This window comes from Castellaniella defragrans 65Phen (assembly GCF_000612685.1).
GTDB classification, from domain to species: domain Bacteria; phylum Pseudomonadota; class Gammaproteobacteria; order Burkholderiales; family Burkholderiaceae_B; genus Castellaniella; species Castellaniella defragrans.
The window spans coordinates 965907-981560 of record NZ_HG916765.1 but is presented as its reverse complement, the minus strand read 5'-3'; the positions used below and the strand labels follow the sequence as shown (position 1 = coordinate 981560).

13 protein-coding genes and 1 tRNA gene are annotated in these 15654 nt (G+C 69.8%); 5 read left to right on the top strand and 9 right to left on the bottom strand.

From position 1 onward, the window contains the following. Window positions 1-11: 11 nt before the first annotated feature. From BN940_RS04365 to BN940_RS04355, 3 genes are all read left to right on the top strand, one after another. Window positions 12-1904: an LTA synthase family protein gene (locus BN940_RS04365; protein ID WP_043680556.1), complete on the top strand. Its 1893-nt coding sequence runs from the start codon at window positions 12-14 to the stop codon at window positions 1902-1904. Window positions 1905-1945: 41 nt separating this feature from the next. Further along, a tRNA-Pro gene (locus tag BN940_RS04360) sits at window positions 1946-2022 on the top strand. A 21-nt stretch (window positions 2023-2043) separates the two neighbouring features. Beyond that, a complete protein-coding gene (locus tag BN940_RS04355) occupies window positions 2044-2454 on the top strand; it encodes a DoxX family protein (RefSeq protein WP_043680554.1) in 411 nt (136 codons plus the stop codon). 65 nt (window positions 2455-2519) lie between these two features. Here BN940_RS04355 and BN940_RS04350 read toward each other — a convergent pair whose 3' ends face one another. Genes BN940_RS04350 through BN940_RS04340 form a run of 3 tightly spaced genes read right to left on the bottom strand, consistent with a single transcriptional unit; the run spans window position 2520 to window position 4965 of the window. Further along, complete coding sequence (locus BN940_RS04350) at window positions 2520-3884, bottom strand: ATP-binding protein (protein ID WP_043680552.1); 1365 nt, start codon at window positions 3882-3884, stop codon at window positions 2520-2522. Continuing rightward, complete coding sequence (locus BN940_RS04345; RefSeq protein ID WP_043680550.1) at window positions 3881-4546, bottom strand: response regulator transcription factor; 666 nt, start codon at window positions 4544-4546, stop codon at window positions 3881-3883. Before BN940_RS04345 ends, BN940_RS04350 begins: the two co-directional genes overlap by 4 nt. After that, window positions 4543-4965 carry a PepSY domain-containing protein gene (locus tag BN940_RS04340; protein WP_052355599.1) on the bottom strand — a complete coding sequence of 141 codons (423 nt, stop codon included), beginning with the start codon at window positions 4963-4965 and terminating at the stop codon, window positions 4543-4545. Before BN940_RS04340 ends, BN940_RS04345 begins: the two co-directional genes overlap by 4 nt. Window positions 4966-5124: 159 nt before the next feature. Here BN940_RS04340 and BN940_RS04335 point away from each other — a divergent pair, with 159 nt between their 5' ends. After that, on the top strand, window positions 5125-6753 hold the full coding sequence (locus BN940_RS04335) for an acyl-CoA synthetase (RefSeq protein ID WP_043680548.1): 1629 nt from the start codon (window positions 5125-5127) through the stop codon (window positions 6751-6753). A gap of 214 nt (window positions 6754-6967) precedes the next feature. Here BN940_RS04335 and pstB read toward each other — a convergent pair whose 3' ends face one another. The 5 genes from pstB to ppk1 all read right to left on the bottom strand — a co-directional run bounded on the left by pstB (window position 6968) and on the right by ppk1 (window position 13255). Beyond that, entirely contained in the window at window positions 6968-7756 is a 789-nt protein-coding gene (gene pstB / locus BN940_RS04330; protein ID WP_043680546.1) for a phosphate ABC transporter ATP-binding protein PstB, read from the bottom strand. Between the two features lie 12 nt (window positions 7757-7768). Beyond that, window positions 7769-8629 carry a phosphate ABC transporter permease PstA gene (gene pstA, locus BN940_RS04325; RefSeq protein ID WP_052355598.1) on the bottom strand — a complete coding sequence of 287 codons (861 nt, stop codon included), beginning with the start codon at window positions 8627-8629 and terminating at the stop codon, window positions 7769-7771. Then, window positions 8629-9570 carry a phosphate ABC transporter permease subunit PstC gene (gene pstC, locus BN940_RS04320; protein ID WP_043685828.1) on the bottom strand — a complete coding sequence of 314 codons (942 nt, stop codon included), beginning with the start codon at window positions 9568-9570 and terminating at the stop codon, window positions 8629-8631. The genes pstA and pstC overlap by 1 nt, the downstream gene beginning before the upstream one ends. A 133-nt stretch (window positions 9571-9703) precedes the next feature. Then, the gene (pstS, locus tag BN940_RS04315; protein ID WP_043680544.1) at window positions 9704-10750 is read right to left on the bottom strand and encodes a phosphate ABC transporter substrate-binding protein PstS; all 1047 of its coding nucleotides are present in this window, start codon (window positions 10748-10750) and stop codon (window positions 9704-9706) included. 435 nt (window positions 10751-11185) lie between these two features. After that, on the bottom strand, window positions 11186-13255 hold the full coding sequence (ppk1, locus tag BN940_RS04310; RefSeq protein ID WP_043680541.1) for a polyphosphate kinase 1: 2070 nt from the start codon (window positions 13253-13255) through the stop codon (window positions 11186-11188). A 68-nt stretch (window positions 13256-13323) separates the two neighbouring features. Here ppk1 and BN940_RS04305 point away from each other — a divergent pair, with 68 nt between their 5' ends. Further along, the gene (locus BN940_RS04305; RefSeq protein WP_043680538.1) at window positions 13324-14814 is read left to right on the top strand and encodes a Ppx/GppA phosphatase family protein; all 1491 of its coding nucleotides are present in this window, start codon (window positions 13324-13326) and stop codon (window positions 14812-14814) included. 87 nt (window positions 14815-14901) lie between these two features. Here BN940_RS04305 and BN940_RS04300 read toward each other — a convergent pair whose 3' ends face one another. Then, complete coding sequence (locus tag BN940_RS04300) at window positions 14902-15651, bottom strand: GNAT family N-acetyltransferase (protein WP_148304882.1); 750 nt, start codon at window positions 15649-15651, stop codon at window positions 14902-14904. Between the last annotated feature and the right edge of the window lie 3 nt (window positions 15652-15654).

Below are 15654 nucleotides of genomic sequence, written 5' to 3'. Positions count from 1 at the left end.
GAATCCATTGCATGCTCACCCAGATCGGGGTTTTCGTCCTCGCGTCCCTGGCGCTGCTGACGCTCAGCCGCCTGCTGCTGACCGCCTGGCTGTGGCCGCGGGTGCGGGCGGCCGGCGGGCCCTGGCCGATCCTGCGCTGGGGCCTGCGCATCGACCTCAACCAGATCGCCATGTGGGCCGGCATCCCGCTGCTGCTGGCGCCCTGGCTGGGCGACCGCCCCGCCGCCATCTTCCTGACGGGGCTGTGGCTGCAGGCCGTCTGGCTGCTGTTCGTGCTGCTGGAGGTGTCCACGCCCCAGTTCATCGCGGAATACGACAGCCGCCCCAACCGCCTCTACATCGAATACCTGAAATATCCCAAGGAAGTCTTCGGCATGCTGTGGAAGGGCTACAAGCCCGTGCTGCTGGGCGCCGCCCTGGGCCTGGGCCTGGCCGCCTGGCTCGGCCATGCGCTGTTCGCCCGGGCGCAGCCCGACGCCCTGCCCGCCTGGCCCTGGCGCGTCCTGGCCACGCTGGTCTTCGCCGCCGCCATCGCGCTGGCCATCCGCGGCACGCTGGGCCATCGCCCGATCAACCCGGCCTCGGTGGCCTGGTGCGGCGACAGCCTGCTCAACACCCTGCCCCTGACGTCCCTGTACAGCGTGCTGTTCGCCCTGTACGCCATCAAGAACGAGCGCTCGGCGGCCGACGTCTACGGCGACCTGCCCGATCCGGAGCTGCACGCGATCATCCGCGAGCAGGCCGGCATCCCGCCCGGCCCGCCCGAGATCCCCACGCTGCACCGCCAGCCCGCCAGCCAGCGGCCCGCGCGGCCGCGCAACCTGGTGCTGATCGTCGAGGAAAGCCTGGGCGCCCAGTACGTCGGCAACCTGGGCGGCGCGGGCCTGACGCCCTGCCTGGACGCCCTGGCCGCCGAGGGCTGGAACTTCGCCCGCGCCTATGCCACCGGCACCCGCTCGGTGCGCGGCCTGGAGGCCGTCACGGCGGGCTTTCCCCCCACCCTGTCGGACGCCGCCCTGCGCCTGGGCGACGCCCAGAGCCGGTTCTTCACCCTGGCCCAGCTGCTGAAGCGGCACGGCTACCGCTCGCGCTTCATCTACGGCGGCGAGGCCCACTTCGACAACATGAAGAGCTTCTTCCTGGGCAACGGCTTCGACGAACTGCACGACCTGCCGACCTTCGAGTCGCCGGCCTTCGTCGGCACCTGGGGCGCCAGCGACGAGGACATGTTCGACAAGCTGCACGCGCTGCTGTCGCAGGGCGGCGGGCAGCCCACCCTGCACCTGGCCTTCTCCGTCAGCAACCACACGCCCTGGGAATATCCGGCCGGCCGCATCCCGGTGGACGGCGACCCCGCCACGGTGCAGAACACCGTGCGCTACGCGGACTGGGCCATCGGCCGCTTCTTCGAGCAGGCGCGCGCCAGCGCCTACTGGGACGACACGGTCTTCCTGATCGTCGCCGACCACGACGCGCGCGTCGGCGGCGCCCAGCGCATCCCGCTGCGCCATTTCCACATCCCGGCCCTGATCCTGGGCGCGGGCGTCCAGGCGCGCCGCGACGAGCGCATCGTCAGCCAGATCGACCTGCCGACGACCCTGCTGTCGCTGATCGGCATCGACGACGCCCATCCCATGATCGGCCACGACCTGACGCGCGCGGACGCGGGCGGACGCGCCATGATGCAGTACGAGGAACACTACGGCTACCTGCGCGGCGACACCCTGGCGGTGCTGGAGCCGCACCAGTCCGCGCACTTCTACCGCTATGCCGCGCCGGACACCTACACGCCGCTGGATCCGGACGCGGAACTCGGCCGCATCGCCCTGGCCCATGCGCTCTGGCCCACCTGGGCCTACCGCCACCGCGCCCACACGCTGCCGGAACTGCGGCTGCCCGGCTAGGGATTTGCCCCTAGGCCCCATGGTAGAATTTGCGGTCCAGTCGGGGCGTAGCGCAGCCTGGTAGCGCATCTGCTTTGGGAGCAGAGGGTCGCATGTTCAAATCATGTCGCCCCGACCAACCACGATCAAGGAAACCGCCATGTCTTCTTCCACGTACGACGACCTGGGCAAACTGATCCTGCGCCTGGGCCTGGGCATCCTGCTGTTGCTGCACGGTCTGTCCAAGCTGGACGGCGGCGTGGGCTGGCTCGTGGACATGCTGGGCCAGCGCGGCCTGCCCGGTTTCGTGGCCTATGGCGTCTACATCGGCGAAGTCCTCGCCCCGGTCCTGATCATCCTGGGCGTGTTCACCCGCCTCGGCGGCCTGATCGTCGTGATCAACATGCTGTTCGTCTTCGGCCTGGTCCACATGCACCAGCTCTTCGAGCTGGGCAAGAGCGGCGGCTGGGCACTGGAACTGCAGGGCATGTTCATGGTTGCCGCCATCGCCATCGCCCTGTTCGGCGCGGGCGCCTACAGCCTGGGCGGACGCAACGGCCGCTGGAACTGATTCCCGCCGGCGCCCGGGCGGCCCGCCGGCCCCCGGATCACTGCAACCAACCTCCCATCCCCGCCTCAGGCGGCCGGCAGGGTGATCACCACCCTCGCGCCGCCCAGGTCGCCGGCCTCGATCCGCGCCCAGCCGCCGTACAGGTCGGCCAGGTCGCGCACGATCCCCAGCCCCAGGCCCGAACCGGGCGTGCGCTCGTCCGCCCGCCGGCCGCGCTCGAAGACCATCTCGGCGCGCTCGGGGCTCAGGCCCGGGCCGTCGTCCTCCACCCGGATCGACAATTCCCCGTCCGTGCGTCGGGCCGTGACGCGCACCCGCCGGCGCGCCCATTTCCCGGCATTGTCCAGCACGTTGCCCAGCATTTCCTGGAAATCCTGCGCCTCGCCGCGAAACGCCAGCTCGGCGGGCACGCCGCTCAGGTCGTAGGCCAGCCCGCGCTCGGCGTGCACGCGGTCCATCACCCGCACCAGGCCCTGCAGCAGGGGCAGGATCGGACTGCGCAGGCCGGTCACGCGCACCGCCGCCGCGGCCCGGGCGCGGGCCAGGTGATAGTCCACCTGGCGCCGGGCGGCCTCGACCTGCTCGGCGACCAGGCGCGGCAGCGCCGGATCGCCCGCCTGGGCGGCGTTGGCCATGACCGCCAGCGGCGTCTTCAGGGCGTGCGCCAGGTTGCCGGCCTGCATGCGCGCCCGCTCCAGGCCTTGCGCGTTGCGGCTCAGCACCAGGTTGAAATCCTCGACCAGCGGCTGGACTTCCATCGGGAACTCGCCCTCGATGCGGTCTGCCCGGCCCTCGCGCAGGGCCGCCAGGCGCTCGCGCAGCCGCCCCAGGGGCCGCAGGCCGAAGCCCACCTGCATCCAGGCGGCCGCCACCATGCCCAGCGCCAGGATGCCCAGCGCCACGGCCAGCATGCGGTCGAAACGGCTGACCGGCTCGGCCCACAGGGCCTCGTCGGCCCCCACCGAAAGGATCAGCGTGTCGATCGGGCCTTCGGCGGGATGGACCTCGCGCAGCCGCATCTGCAGCGGCTTGCCGCCCGGGCCGGACACCTGCGCCACCGCGTCCTGCCCCGGTTCCACGTCGCCGGCCGCGGCCGGCAGGTGGGCGTCCCACAGCGAACGCGAACGCAGCAGCTGGGCGAACCGCGTGCCGTCCGAAGGCACGGAAATCTGCCAGTACAGGCCGGAGAAGGGATGGCCGAAGCGCGGGTCGGTCGGCAGGGCGGACAGCGACACCTGGCCCTGCTCGTCGACCTGCAGCGAGGCGGTCAGGTGGTTCAGGTGGATGTTCAGCTCGGACTGCAGCTGCGCCTGGATGTGCTGGCGGAACAGGCGCTGGATGCCCCAGCCGGCCAGCGCCACGCTCAGCAGCGTCCAGACCAGGGTGACGGCCAGCAGGCGCAGGCGCAGCGACGGATGCGGCGCCGTCATCGGGCGTCGGCGGACAGGCGGTAGCCCAGGCCGCGCACCGTCTGGATCAGGCCCGGGGGGATCTTGCGCCGCAGGCGGGCGACGAAGACCTCGATGGTGTTCGAGTCGCGGTCGAAATCCTGCGCGTAGATGTGCTCCACCAGCTGGCTGCGGGACACGACTTCGTCCTGGTGCATCAGCAGGTAGGCCAGCACCCGGTATTCGTGGCTGGTCAGGTCCAGCGGCGCGTCGTCCAGCAGCACGCGGGACTGGCGCGTGTCCAGCAGCAGCGGCCCGCAGCGGATGTCGGCCGTGGCGTGTCCGCCGGCGCGGCGCAGCAGCGCGCGCACGCGGGCCTCGAGTTCTTCCTGGTGGAAGGGCTTGGTCAGGTAGTCGTCGGCGCCGGCGTCGATGCCGGCCACCTTGTCGTGCCAGTTGTCGCGCGCCGTCAGGATCAGCACGGGCATCCTCCGCCCCGCCTCGCGCCAGGCCCGCAGCACCGACAGGCCGTCGCGCCCCGGCAGGCCCAGGTCCAGCACGGCCAGATCGTAGGGCTCGCTCAGGCCCTGGTGCTCGGCGTCCAGGCCATCGGCCGCCACGTCGATCACGTAGCCGGATTTTTCCAGCGCCGCCTTCAGCTGCGCGGCCAGCACCGGCTCGTCCTCGGCCACCAGCAGCCTCATGGGTGTCTCCCGTCGCGGTGCAGCGGGCGCGTGCCCACCCACAGCGTTTCGCCCGTGCGGGCGTCGATCTTCAGCTTGGTCAGCCGGCCCTGGTCCTGCAGGATCTTGAGTTCGTAGATCCAGCGGCCCTCGGACCCGCCCTTTTCGGACTTGCCGCTTTCGGTTTTGCCGCGGCCGGGGGCGCCGCCATCGCATTCGCAGCGCTCGTCCTCCTGCTCGAACTCGACCTTCAGGACCTGGCCGGGATAGTCGCGCGCCGCCCGCTGCAGGACGTCCTGCAGCGGCAGCACTTCGCCCAGGGCCTGCAGCCGCTCGGCCATGTCCCGGTCGTGATTGTGCGCCCCGGCGCCCGCGGTCCAGAGCCCCAGGGCCAGCGCGCCCGCCAGCACCCAGCGGCGGCGCGTATCGGCAGACTGCATATCGGCAGACTCCTCGTTCGATCCACGGGCCTACGATATCAGGAAGCGCATGAACCGTGAATGAATGGCACGCGGGAGGGCGCCGCTGTACCATGGATTCCCAGGCCCCCGCCGGCGGCGCGGGGCGCGCAACGAAAAGACGGAAGACGAGGAGACATCATGCTGCACGCGCAAGGCGACTATCGGCAGACCCGGGACGCATTCACCTGGGCCGTGCCGGAGCGCTACAACATCGGGGTGGACGTCTGCGACCGCTGGGCCGACGGCAGCGGCCGCCTGGCCCTGATCGTGGACCGCGGCGACGCTCCGGCGCGGCACTACACCTTCGACCAGCTCAAGCACTGGTCCGACCGGCTGGCGCGGGCCCTGCGCGCCCGGGGCGTGTCGCGGGGCGACCGGGTGGGCATCCTGCTGCCGCAGTCGCTGGAAACGGCGCTGGCGCATCTCGCCGCGTACAAGCTCGGCGCCATCGCCGTGCCCCTGTTCACGCTGTTCGGCACCGACGCCCTGCAGTACCGCCTGGGGAATTCGGGCGCCCGCGCGCTCGTCACCCACACCGAGGGCCTGGGCAAGATCGCCGCGATCCGCCAGGATCTGCCCCAGCTCGGCTGCGTGCTGGACGTGGACGCGGACGCGGGCGAGGCCTCGTTCTGGGCGGCGATCGAATCGCAGGACGGCCTGGGCTTCACGCCCGTGGACACCGCCGCCGACGATCCGGCGATCATCATCTACACTTCGGGCACCACCGGCAAGCCCAAGGGCGCGCTGCACGCCCACCGCGTGCTGCTCGGCCACCTGCCGGGGGTGGAGATGTCGCACAATTTCTTTCCCGAGCGGGCCACCCTGATGTGGACCCCGGCCGACTGGGCCTGGATCGGCGGGCTGCTGGACGTCCTGATGCCATCCTGGCACCACGGCGTGCCCGTGCTGGCCTGCCGCTTCACGAAGTTCGATCCCGCCGTCGCCTGGCAGCTGATGTCCAGGCACAAGGTCAGCCACACCTTCCTGCCGCCCACGGCGCTGAAGATGCTGCGCACGCTGCAGGATCCCGAACGCCCTGGCCGCCTGGGCCTGGCCTCGGTGGCCAGCGGCGGCGAATCCCTGGGGCCGCAGCTGATCGAATGGGGCCGCCGGGCGCTGGGCGTGACCATCAACGAGTTCTACGGCCAGACCGAATGCAACATGATCGTCTCGTCCTGCGCCGCCCTGTTCGAGCCGCGCATCGGCGCCATGGGCCGGCCAGTGCCGGGCCACGAAGTGCGCATCATCGACGAGGCCGGCCGGGTCCAGCCGCCCGGGACCGAAGGCCACATCGCCGTGCGCCGGCCCGATCCGGTGATGTTCCTGCAATACTGGCAGAACCCCGAGGCCACCGCCGGCGCCTTCATCGGCGACTGGCTGGTGACGGGCGACCGCGGCCTGTGCGACGAGGACGGCTATCTCTGGTTCAAGGGCCGGGGCGACGACGTGATCACCAGCGCCGGCTACCGCATCGGCCCGGGGCCGATCGAGGACTGCCTGCTGGGCCACCCGGCCGTGCGCCTGGCGGCGGTGATCGGCGTGCCCGATCCGCAGCGCACGGAAATCGTCAAGGCCTGCATCGTGCTGAACGAAGGCTACACGGGCGACGCCGCGCTGGTCGCGGAGATCCAGGACTACGTGCGCCGCAAGGTCGCCGCGCACGAATACCCGCGGCTGATCGAGTTCATGGACAGCCTGCCCATGACGACCACGGGCAAGGTGCAGCGCGGGGTATTGCGGGCGCAGCATGATGATTTCAAGCCGTAGCAGCCCCCTCGTCGCTTGCAGCGACTCGGACTGTCCACCTCGCGGCTTGCAAGCCGCTCGGATTCGATCGGCTCAGGATGGTCCGCAGGGACCTCTCAGGCCGTAGCAGCCCCCTCGTCGCTTGCAGCGACTCGGACTGTCCACCTCGCGGCTTGCAAGCCGCTCGGATTCGATCGGCTCAGGATGGTCCGCAGGGACCATCCTGAGTCCGATCTCATCCAAACCGTCCTGTGATGTAGTCCTCGGTTTCCTTGCGGGCGGGCTTGATGAAGACCTGGTCGGTGGGGCCGAATTCCATCAGCTCGCCCAGGTACATGTAGGCGGTGTAGTCCGAGCAGCGCGCCGCCTGCTGCATGTTGTGGGTGACGATGACCACGGTGTAGTCGGACTTCAGTTCCGCGATCAGTTCCTCGATCTTGGCCGTGGAGATCGGGTCCAGGGCGGAGCACGGCTCGTCCAGCAGCAGGACCTCGGGCTTGATCGCCACGCCGCGCGCGATGCACAGGCGCTGCTGCTGGCCGCCGGACAGGCTGTTGCCGCTCTGCCCGAGCTTGTCCTTGACCTCGTTCCACAGGGCCGCCTTGGTCAGGGCCCATTCCACGCGCTCGTCCATCTCGCCCTTGCTCAGGCGCTCGAACAGCCGCACGCCGAAGGCGATGTTGTCGTAGATGCTCATGGGAAACGGCGTGGGCTTCTGGAACACCATGCCGACCTTGGCGCGGATCAGGGAGATGTCCAGCCGGGAATGGAGCAGGTCCTCGCCATCCAGCTCGATGGCGCCTTCGGCGCGCTGGCCGGGGTAGAGCTCGAACATGCGGTTGAAGGTGCGCAGCAGCGTGGACTTCCCGCAGCCCGACGGGCCGATGAAGGCCGTGACCTTGTTTTCCGCGATGTCCATGTTGATGTCGCGCAGGGCGTGGAAGCCGCCGTAGTAGAAGTTCAGGTTGCGCACGGCCAGCTTGGTGCGCTCCCGGGCGGCGGACGAAGACGGATTCAGGATCATGGTCGAAATCGTTTATTTGCGGAACAGGCTGCGCGCGGCGATGTTGATCCCCAGCACCAGCAGGGTGATCAGCGCGGCGCCCGCCCAGGCGAGCCGGTTCCAGTCCTCGAAGGGACTGGCGGCGTACTGGAAGATCACCACCGGCAGGTTGGCGATGGGGGCGTTCATGTTCAGCGACATGAACTGGTTGTTCAGGGCGGTGAAGAGCAGCGGCGCGGTTTCCCCGGCGATGCGGGCCACGGCCAGCAGGATGCCGGTGACGATGCCCGAGCGCGCCGCCCGGTAGCAGATGAAGACGACGACGCGCCACTGCGGGCAGCCCAGGGCGGCGGCGGCCTCGCGCAGGCTGTTGGGCACCAGGCCGAGCATGTTGTCCGTGGACCGGACCACCACCGGGATGACCAGGATCGCCAGGGCGAAGGCGCCCGCCCAGCCGGAATAATGGCCGACCTGGGCCACGTAGACGGCGTAGATGAACAGCCCGATGATGATGGACGGCGCCGACAGCAGCACGTCGTTCAGGAAGCGCGTGGCCGGGGCCAGCCAGCCGCGGCGGCCGTACTCGGCCAGGTAGGTGCCCGCCAGCACGCCGATGGGCGTGCCGATCAGCGTGCCCACGGCCGACATCAGCACGCTGCCGACGATGGCGTTCAGCAGGCCGCCGTCGGCCCCGGGCGGCGGGGTGCTTTCCCACAGCAGCGCCGGCGACAGGGCGGAGCCGCCCTTGAGCAGCAGCGTGAGGATGATCCAGGCGAGCCAGAACAGGCCCGAGCCCAGCGTCAGGCCCGAGAGCCCCAGCATCAGGCGGTTGAACAGGCGCCGGCGCCGGTAGACCGGATTGTCGAGGGCGATGGGGGAGTCGGGGGCGGACATCAGTGTTTGGCGCCTTCCTTGCGCGACAGTTGCAGCAGCATGAACTTCGACAGGGCCAGCACCACGGTGGTGATCAGGAACAGGATCAGGCCCAGCTCCAGCAGGGCCGATTTCTGCAGGCCGCCGGCCTCGTTGAATTCATTGGCCAGGGCGGAGGCGATGGAATTGGACGGCGAGAAGATCGAGGAAGGCAGGTTGAAGGCGTTGCCGATCACGAAGGTGACCGCCATGGTCTCGCCCAGCGCCCGGCCCAGGCCCAGCATGATGCCGCCGATGACGCCGTGCTTGGTGTAGGGCAGCATGATCTTCCAGACGACTTCCCAGGTGGTGCTGCCCAGGCCGTAGGCGGATTCCTTCAGCATGGGCGGCACCTGCTCGAACACGTCGCGCATCACCGCCGCGATGAAGGGGATGATCATGATGGACAGGATCAGGCCCGCCGTGAACAGGCCGATGCCCATGGGCGGCCCGCCGAACAGGTGCTCCAGCACCGGCACGCCCTCGAAGAAGTCGACCACGTACGGCTGGACGTACTCCTGGAACAGCGGCACGAACACGAACAGGCCCCACATGCCGTAGATGATGGACGGGATCGCGGCCAGCATCTCGATCGCCACGCCCAGCGGGCGGCGCAGCCAGACGGGCGCGAGTTCGGTCAGGAACATGGCGATGCCGAAGGACACCGGCACCGCGATCAGCAGCGCGAGAAAGGCGCTGATCACCGTGCCCAGCATCGGCACCAGCGCGCCGTAGCTGTGGCGCACGGGATCCCAGTCGTTGGTCCAGAGGAACGGCAGGCCGTACCGGGCCAGGGATTCCCGGCTGCCGTAGATCAGGGAGACCATGATCGCGGCCAGCAGGATGAAGACGAAGAACGCAAACAGACGGGTCAGATACCGGAAGCCGGCATCCGCCAGGAGGCTGCGCTGCGTAGGGGCCATGAGGGACTCGTCCGTGGCGACGGGACCCCCGGCCGCGCCGGGGATCCGCATCGGAATGTGGGATTCGGAAACCGCCATTTTCCCACAGGCGGCGCGCGGCGGCGCCGCCCTGCCGGGGAAGCGGCGGCCGGGCTTACTTCCAGACCGCCGAGCCGTCCTCGCCGCGCACCTGCTCGGCCCAGACGCCGCGGATCCGGGCGGTCACGTCGTCGGGCAGCGGCACGTAGTCCAGTTCGCTGGCCATGGCGCCGCCTTCGCGCCAGGCCCAGTCGAAGAAGGCCAGGACTTCGCGGGCGCGCTTGGGGTCGGCCTGCTTGCCGTGCACCAGGATGAAGGTCGCCGCCGTGACCGGCCACGAATCCGCGCCCGGCTCGTTGTTCAGGACCAGGCCCATGCCCGGCGCCGAGTTCCAGTCGGCGTGCGAAGCCGCCGCGGCGAACGCCTGCTGCGAGGGCTGCACGAACCGGCCCTCGCGGTTCTGCAGCTGCGCCCAGGCCAGGCCGTTCTGGTGCGCGTAGGCGTATTCCACGTAGCCGATGGAATTGGCCAGCTGGCGCACGTAGGCGGCCACGCCTTCGTTGCCCTTGCCGCCCTGCCCGGTGGGCCACTTGACCGCCTTGCCCTGGCCGACCTGCTCCTTCCAGGCGGGCGATACCTGGGACAGGTAGTTGGTCCAGCCGAAGGTCGTGCCCGAGCCGTCCGAACGGTGCACCACCACGATGCCCTTGGCGGGCAGCTTCAGGTCCTTGTTCAGGTCGGCGATCGCCGGGTCGTTCCACTTCTTGATCTTGCCGAGGAAGATGTCCGCCAGCACCGGACCGGTGAGCTTGAGCTGGCCTTCCTTGATGCCTTCGACGTTGACGACCGGCACGGTGCCGCCGATGACGGCGGGAAACTGGACCAGGCCGTGCTTGGCCAGGTCCTCCGGCTTCATCGGGTCGTCCGAGGCGCCGAAATCGACCGTCCTGGCGATGATCTGCTGCTGGCCGCCGCCCGAGCCGATGGACTGGTAGTTGACGCGGTTGCCGGTGACTTCCTGGTACTTGGCCGCCCACTTGGCGTAGATCGGATAGGGGAAGGAGGCGCCCGCCCCCGTCAGGTCGGCGGCGTGCGCCGCGACGCCCGCGGCGGCCATCATCGCCAGACCGGCGGCGCATTGCGTCAGAATCCGTTTGAGCATGTCGTAAACCCTTTGTGGTTTGCACTATTCGGCGGCCCGGAAGAATTCACTGGACCGTCAGGACGACATGGTAGAGGGTTGAAGTGACAGTTTAATGACAACGGATCTCCCCACCTCGCGCCTTGCAAGGCGCTCCGATTCGATCGGCATGAAAGGGTCCGCAGGGACCCTTTCATGTCCGATCTCATCCCACCTCGCGGCTTGCACGCCGCTCGGTCTGGGCGTCTCTCCCCCACCTCGCGGCTTGCACGCCGCTCGGTCTGGGCGTCTCTCCCCCACCTCGCGGCTTGCACGCCGCTCGGTCTGGGCGTCTCTCCCCCACCTCGCGGCTTGCACGCCGCTCGGTCTGGGCGTCTCTCCCCCACCTCGCGGCTTGCACGCCGCTCGGATTCGACAGGCACGAAATAGTCCGCAGGGACTATTTCGTGTCCTGTCTCATCCCAACCTCGCCATCAGGTGCTGGTGCAGGTTGAAGGCGGCGCGGCGGTTGCGCACGCGCAGGTAGCGGCCGTCGGGCTGGGCCGCCCAGGCGAGCTGGTTGTCCCGCCAGGCGAAGGTGAAGGCCTCGTCGATGACGCGGCGGCGCAGGGTCTTGTCCAGCACCGGGAAGGCGAGCTCGACCCGCCGCAGGAAATTGCGGTCCATCCAGTCGGCGGAGGACAGGTACAGGGGCTCGGCGCCGTCCTGGTAGAAATAGAACACCCGCGAATGCTCCAGGAAGCGGCCGATGATGGAGCGCACCCGGATGTGCTCGGACAGCCCCGGCACGCCGGCCTGCAGCGCGCAGGCACCGCGCACGATCAGGTCGATGCGCACCCCCGCCTGGCTGGCCTCGTACAGCGCCCGGATCACCTCGGGCTCCAGCAGGGAATTCATCTTGGCGCGGATGCGCGCGCGCTTGCCCGCGCGGGCGAACTCGGTTTCCGAGCGGATCAGGCGCAGCACCGTCTCGTGCAGGGTGAAGGGCGACTGCAGCAGCAGCTTGAGCTCGCGGCGCGCGCCCAGGCCGGTCAGCAGGGAGAACACTTGGTCCATGTCCTCGCACATCTGCTGGTTGGCCGTCAGCAGGCCGAAATCGGTGTACAGCCGCGCCGTGCGCGGGTGGTAGTTGCCCGTGCCCAGGTGCCCGTAGCGGCGGATGCGGCCGTCCTCGCGGCGCAGCACCAGGGCCATCTTGGCGTGGGTCTTGTGGCCCACCACGCCGTAGCTGACGTGGGCGCCGACCTCTTCCAGGCGCGCGGCCCAGTTGATGTTGGTCTGCTCGTCGAAGCGCGCCATCAGCTCGACCACCACCGTGACTTCCTTGCCCGCCCGGGCCGCCGACAGCAGCAGCCCCATCAGCTCGGAGTCCTCGCCGGTGCGGTAGATGGTCTGCTTGATGGCCACGACCTGCGGGTCCAGCGCCGCGCTGCGCAGGAACATCAGCACGGGCTGGAAGGACTGGTAGGGATGGTGCAGCAGGTGGTCGCGCGCCGCGATGGCCGCGAACAGTTCCTCGGGCCGCTCCAGGCCGCCGTCGAAGGGCGCCGGCATACGTGGCCGGAAGACCGGATATTCCAGGTCGGGGCGGTTGACCCGGTTGCACAGCTGCATCAGCCGGGCCAGGTTGACCGGACCGTTGACGCGGTAGGTGTCGGCCGCCCCCAGGCTGAATTCGCGCTGCAGGAACAGCTCCAGGTCGGGCGGCATGGCGTGCGCGATTTCCAGGCGCACCGAGGCGCCGAAATTGCGCTGGGAAAGTTCGCCCTGCAGGGCCTGGCGCAGGTTGGTGATTTCTTCCTCGTCCACGAACAGGTCGCTGTTGCGCGTCACCCGCCACTGGTAGCAGCCCTGGACGTTCATGCCCGGGAACAGGTCGCCGACGAAGGCGTTGATCAGGGTGGTGAGCAGCATGAAGCCGTCCGGGATGCCGGCGATCTCGGCGGGCACCTTGATCATGCGCGGCAGCGCGCGCGGCGCCTGCACGATGGCGATGTGGCCCTCGCGGCCGAAGGCGTCCTCGCCGCTGAGCGAGACGATGAAGTTCAGGCTCTTGTTGTAGACGCGCGGAAAGGGATGCGCCGGATCCAGGCCGATGGGGGTGAGCAGCGGCATCACGTCGCGGCGGAAGAGGCCGTAGGCCCATTCACGCTGCAGGTCGGTCCAGCCCGTCGAATAGATCAGGCCCACCCCGTGTTCCATGAGCTTGGGCATGACCTCGCCGGTCAGCAGGCGGTTCTGGCGGTCCACCAGGGCGTGCGCGGCGCGCTGCACGCGGTCGAAGGCCTCGTCGGGCGTCATGCCGTCCACGCCGCGCAGCTCCGGCGTCTGGCGCTGCTGTTCCTTGAGGCTGGCCATGCGGATCTCGAAGAACTCGTCCAGGTTCGAGCCGACGATGCACAGGTAGCGCAGGCGCTCCAGCGGCGGCACGTCCGTGCGCTCGGCCATGGAGAGCACCCGCTCGTTGAATTTCAGCACCGACAATTCCCGGTTCAGGAGAACCGGCATTTCCTCGACGGCCCGCATGCGCGCCTCACAATCCTGTCATGAACCGGCCACTATAATCGCACAGTGTGACATTTCCTGGTAAGGCCATGGACAACCGGCTCGCTTCGATCGACCTGGGCTCGAACACCTTCCGGCTATCCATCGGCCGCGTCGTGCGCCACGGCGGCGGCGCCCAGATCTACGCCGAGGACAAGCTGCGCGAACTGGTCGCCCTGGCCAACGGCCTGGACGAGCACAAGCGCATCGACGCCGCCACGGTGGAGCAGGCCCTGGCGGCGCTGCGGCGCTTCGGCGAGCGGCTGCGCGGGTTCTCCCCCGCCAACGTCCGCGCCGTGGCCACCAACACCTTCCGGGTGGCGCGCAACGCGGCCGAGATCCTGCCCGCGGCGGAGCGCGCCCTGGGCTTTCCGATCGAAATCATCTCCGGCCAGGAAGAAGCCCGCCTGATCTACCTGGGCGTGATCCAGGACCTGCCGCCCTCGGACCACCGCAGGCTGGTGATCGACATCGGCGGCGGCTCCACCGAATTCATCATCGGGCGGCGCGACCAGCCCCTGGAGCTGGCCTCGCTGGAGCTGGGCTGTACCACCTGGACGCGGCAGTTCTTCCCCCAGGGCCGCGTCACCGAAGCCCGCATGAGCCAGGCGGTGCTGGCGGCGCGCGGCGCCATCGAAACCATCGCCAGCCGCTACCGCGGCACGGGCTGGCAGGAAGCCTACGGCTCCTCGGGCACCGCCAAGGGCCTGCTGGCCGTCCTGGTCGAAAACGGCCTCAGCCCGCGCGACATCACCCTGGACGGCATGGAACGGCTGAGCGCCGCCCTGGCGCGCGCCGGCGAGGTCCGCCTGCAGGACTGGGCCGGCCTGAAGCCCGAGCGCGTGCCGGTGCTGCCCGGCGGCCTGGCCATCATGATCGCCGCGTTCCGGGAACTGGGCATCGAGCGGATGCGGGCGGGCGACGGCGCCCTGCGCATCGGCGTGCTGCACGACCTGCTGGGCCGCGACTCGCACCAGGACCGGCGCGACGAGACCGTGCGCCAGATGCGCGGCCGCTACCAGCTCGACACGGCCCAGGCCGGCTTCGTGCGCAGCCTGGCGCTGCAGCTGTTCGACCAGCTCGGGCTGGGCGACGAGCCCGACACGGCCGAGCTGCGGCGCGCGCTGGGCTGGACGGCCGAACTGCACGAAATCGGCCTGGCGATCGCCCGCAACGATTATCACAAGCACAGCGCCTACATCCTGGAACACGCCGACATGCCGGGCTTTTCGCACGACGACCAGCGGCTGCTGGCCTTTCTCGCGCTGGGCCACCAGGGGCGCCTGGCCAAGGTCCGCCGCTACGCGCCCGACCGCGCGCGCTGGCTGGCCCTGTGCTGCCTGCGCCTGGCGGTCCTGCTGCTGCGCCGCCGCGAGGCCCTGGGTCCCCTGGCGCTGCGCCTGCAGGCCCAGGACCTGCGCATCGCCCTGCGCATCCCGGCGGGCTGGCTGGCCGCCCGCCCCCTGAGCGGCTTCCAGTTGAAGAAGGAAGCGGCGATCTGGCGCAAGGCCGGTTTCGCCCTGGACATCATCGAAAGCTGAACGCGCCGGGCGCCGGAAAGCCGGGCCGGTCGCACTGGCCGGGCGGGAAGACGGCGCGCCGGTCTCGCCCGATCGGTCCCGAAATGCCTAATCGATCCCGAAATGCCGCCGGTAGCGGGCGTCCAGCCGTTCCAGATCCAGCAGGATCGGGAAATCGGCGGTGTGGAAATCCGGATCCCAGGCGGGCGCGCCGCAGATCGTCGCGCCCAGGGCCAGATAGCCCTTGATGAGCGGCGGCACCCGCGCCGGCAGGGCGCTGTCCAGCCGGTCCACCGGATAGGGATGCAGCGGGCGGATGCGCGGCACGTCGGGATTGCGCGCCATCAGGGCGCGCGCCCGGCGCCAGACCTCCGAGGCCGTGGCGCCGCCGTCGCGCAGGCTGACGCTGGCGCAGCCCAGCATGTAGCGGTAGCCCCCCCGCTTCATCACCTGGGCCAGTCCCGACCACAGCAGCATGATGGCCGTGCCGTGCCGGAATCCGGCATCGATGCAGGAGCGGCCGACCTCGACCAGCCACGGACGCAGCGCCGCCAGCGGCTCCAGGTCGAATTCGGACTCGGAGTAATAGCCGCCCGCCTGGCGCGCGGCTTCGGGCGTGAGCAGCCGGTAGGTGCCCACCACCCGGCCGGTGCCCAGTTCGCGCACCATGAAATGCACGCACCAGGGATCGAAGCGGTCCACGTCGCGGTCGCCCACGGCCTGGGGGAACACCGCGCCCATGTCCTCCGTGAACACCCGGAAGCGCAGGCGCTGCAGGGCTTCCAGGTCCGCCTGCGTGCGCGCGACGGTCAGGGCCAGTCCGCCGGCCTCGGCCCCGGGCCAGTCTATGCGTTTCATCGA

Coding starts and splice junctions, on each gene's coding strand:
- BN940_RS04365 (WP_043680556.1), top strand. CDS start 12: ATGCTCACCCAGATCGGGGTTTTCGTCCTCGCGTCCCTGGCGCTGCTG.
- BN940_RS04355 (WP_043680554.1), top strand. CDS start 2,044: ATGTCTTCTTCCACGTACGACGACCTGGGCAAACTGATCCTGCGCCTG.
- BN940_RS04350 (WP_043680552.1), bottom strand. CDS start 3,884: ATGACGGCGCCGCATCCGTCGCTGCGCCTGCGCCTGCTGGCCGTCACC.
- BN940_RS04345 (WP_043680550.1), bottom strand. CDS start 4,546: ATGAGGCTGCTGGTGGCCGAGGACGAGCCGGTGCTGGCCGCGCAGCTG.
- BN940_RS04340 (WP_052355599.1), bottom strand. CDS start 4,965: ATGCAGTCTGCCGATACGCGCCGCCGCTGGGTGCTGGCGGGCGCGCTG.
- BN940_RS04335 (WP_043680548.1), top strand. CDS start 5,125: ATGCTGCACGCGCAAGGCGACTATCGGCAGACCCGGGACGCATTCACC.
- pstB (WP_043680546.1), bottom strand. CDS start 7,756: ATGATCCTGAATCCGTCTTCGTCCGCCGCCCGGGAGCGCACCAAGCTG.
- pstA (WP_052355598.1), bottom strand. CDS start 8,629: ATGTCCGCCCCCGACTCCCCCATCGCCCTCGACAATCCGGTCTACCGG.
- pstC (WP_043685828.1), bottom strand. CDS start 9,570: ATGGCCCCTACGCAGCGCAGCCTCCTGGCGGATGCCGGCTTCCGGTAT.
- pstS (WP_043680544.1), bottom strand. CDS start 10,750: ATGCTCAAACGGATTCTGACGCAATGCGCCGCCGGTCTGGCGATGATG.
- ppk1 (WP_043680541.1), bottom strand. CDS start 13,255: ATGCGGGCCGTCGAGGAAATGCCGGTTCTCCTGAACCGGGAATTGTCG.
- BN940_RS04305 (WP_043680538.1), top strand. CDS start 13,324: ATGGACAACCGGCTCGCTTCGATCGACCTGGGCTCGAACACCTTCCGG.
- BN940_RS04300 (WP_148304882.1), bottom strand. CDS start 15,651: ATGAAACGCATAGACTGGCCCGGGGCCGAGGCCGGCGGACTGGCCCTG.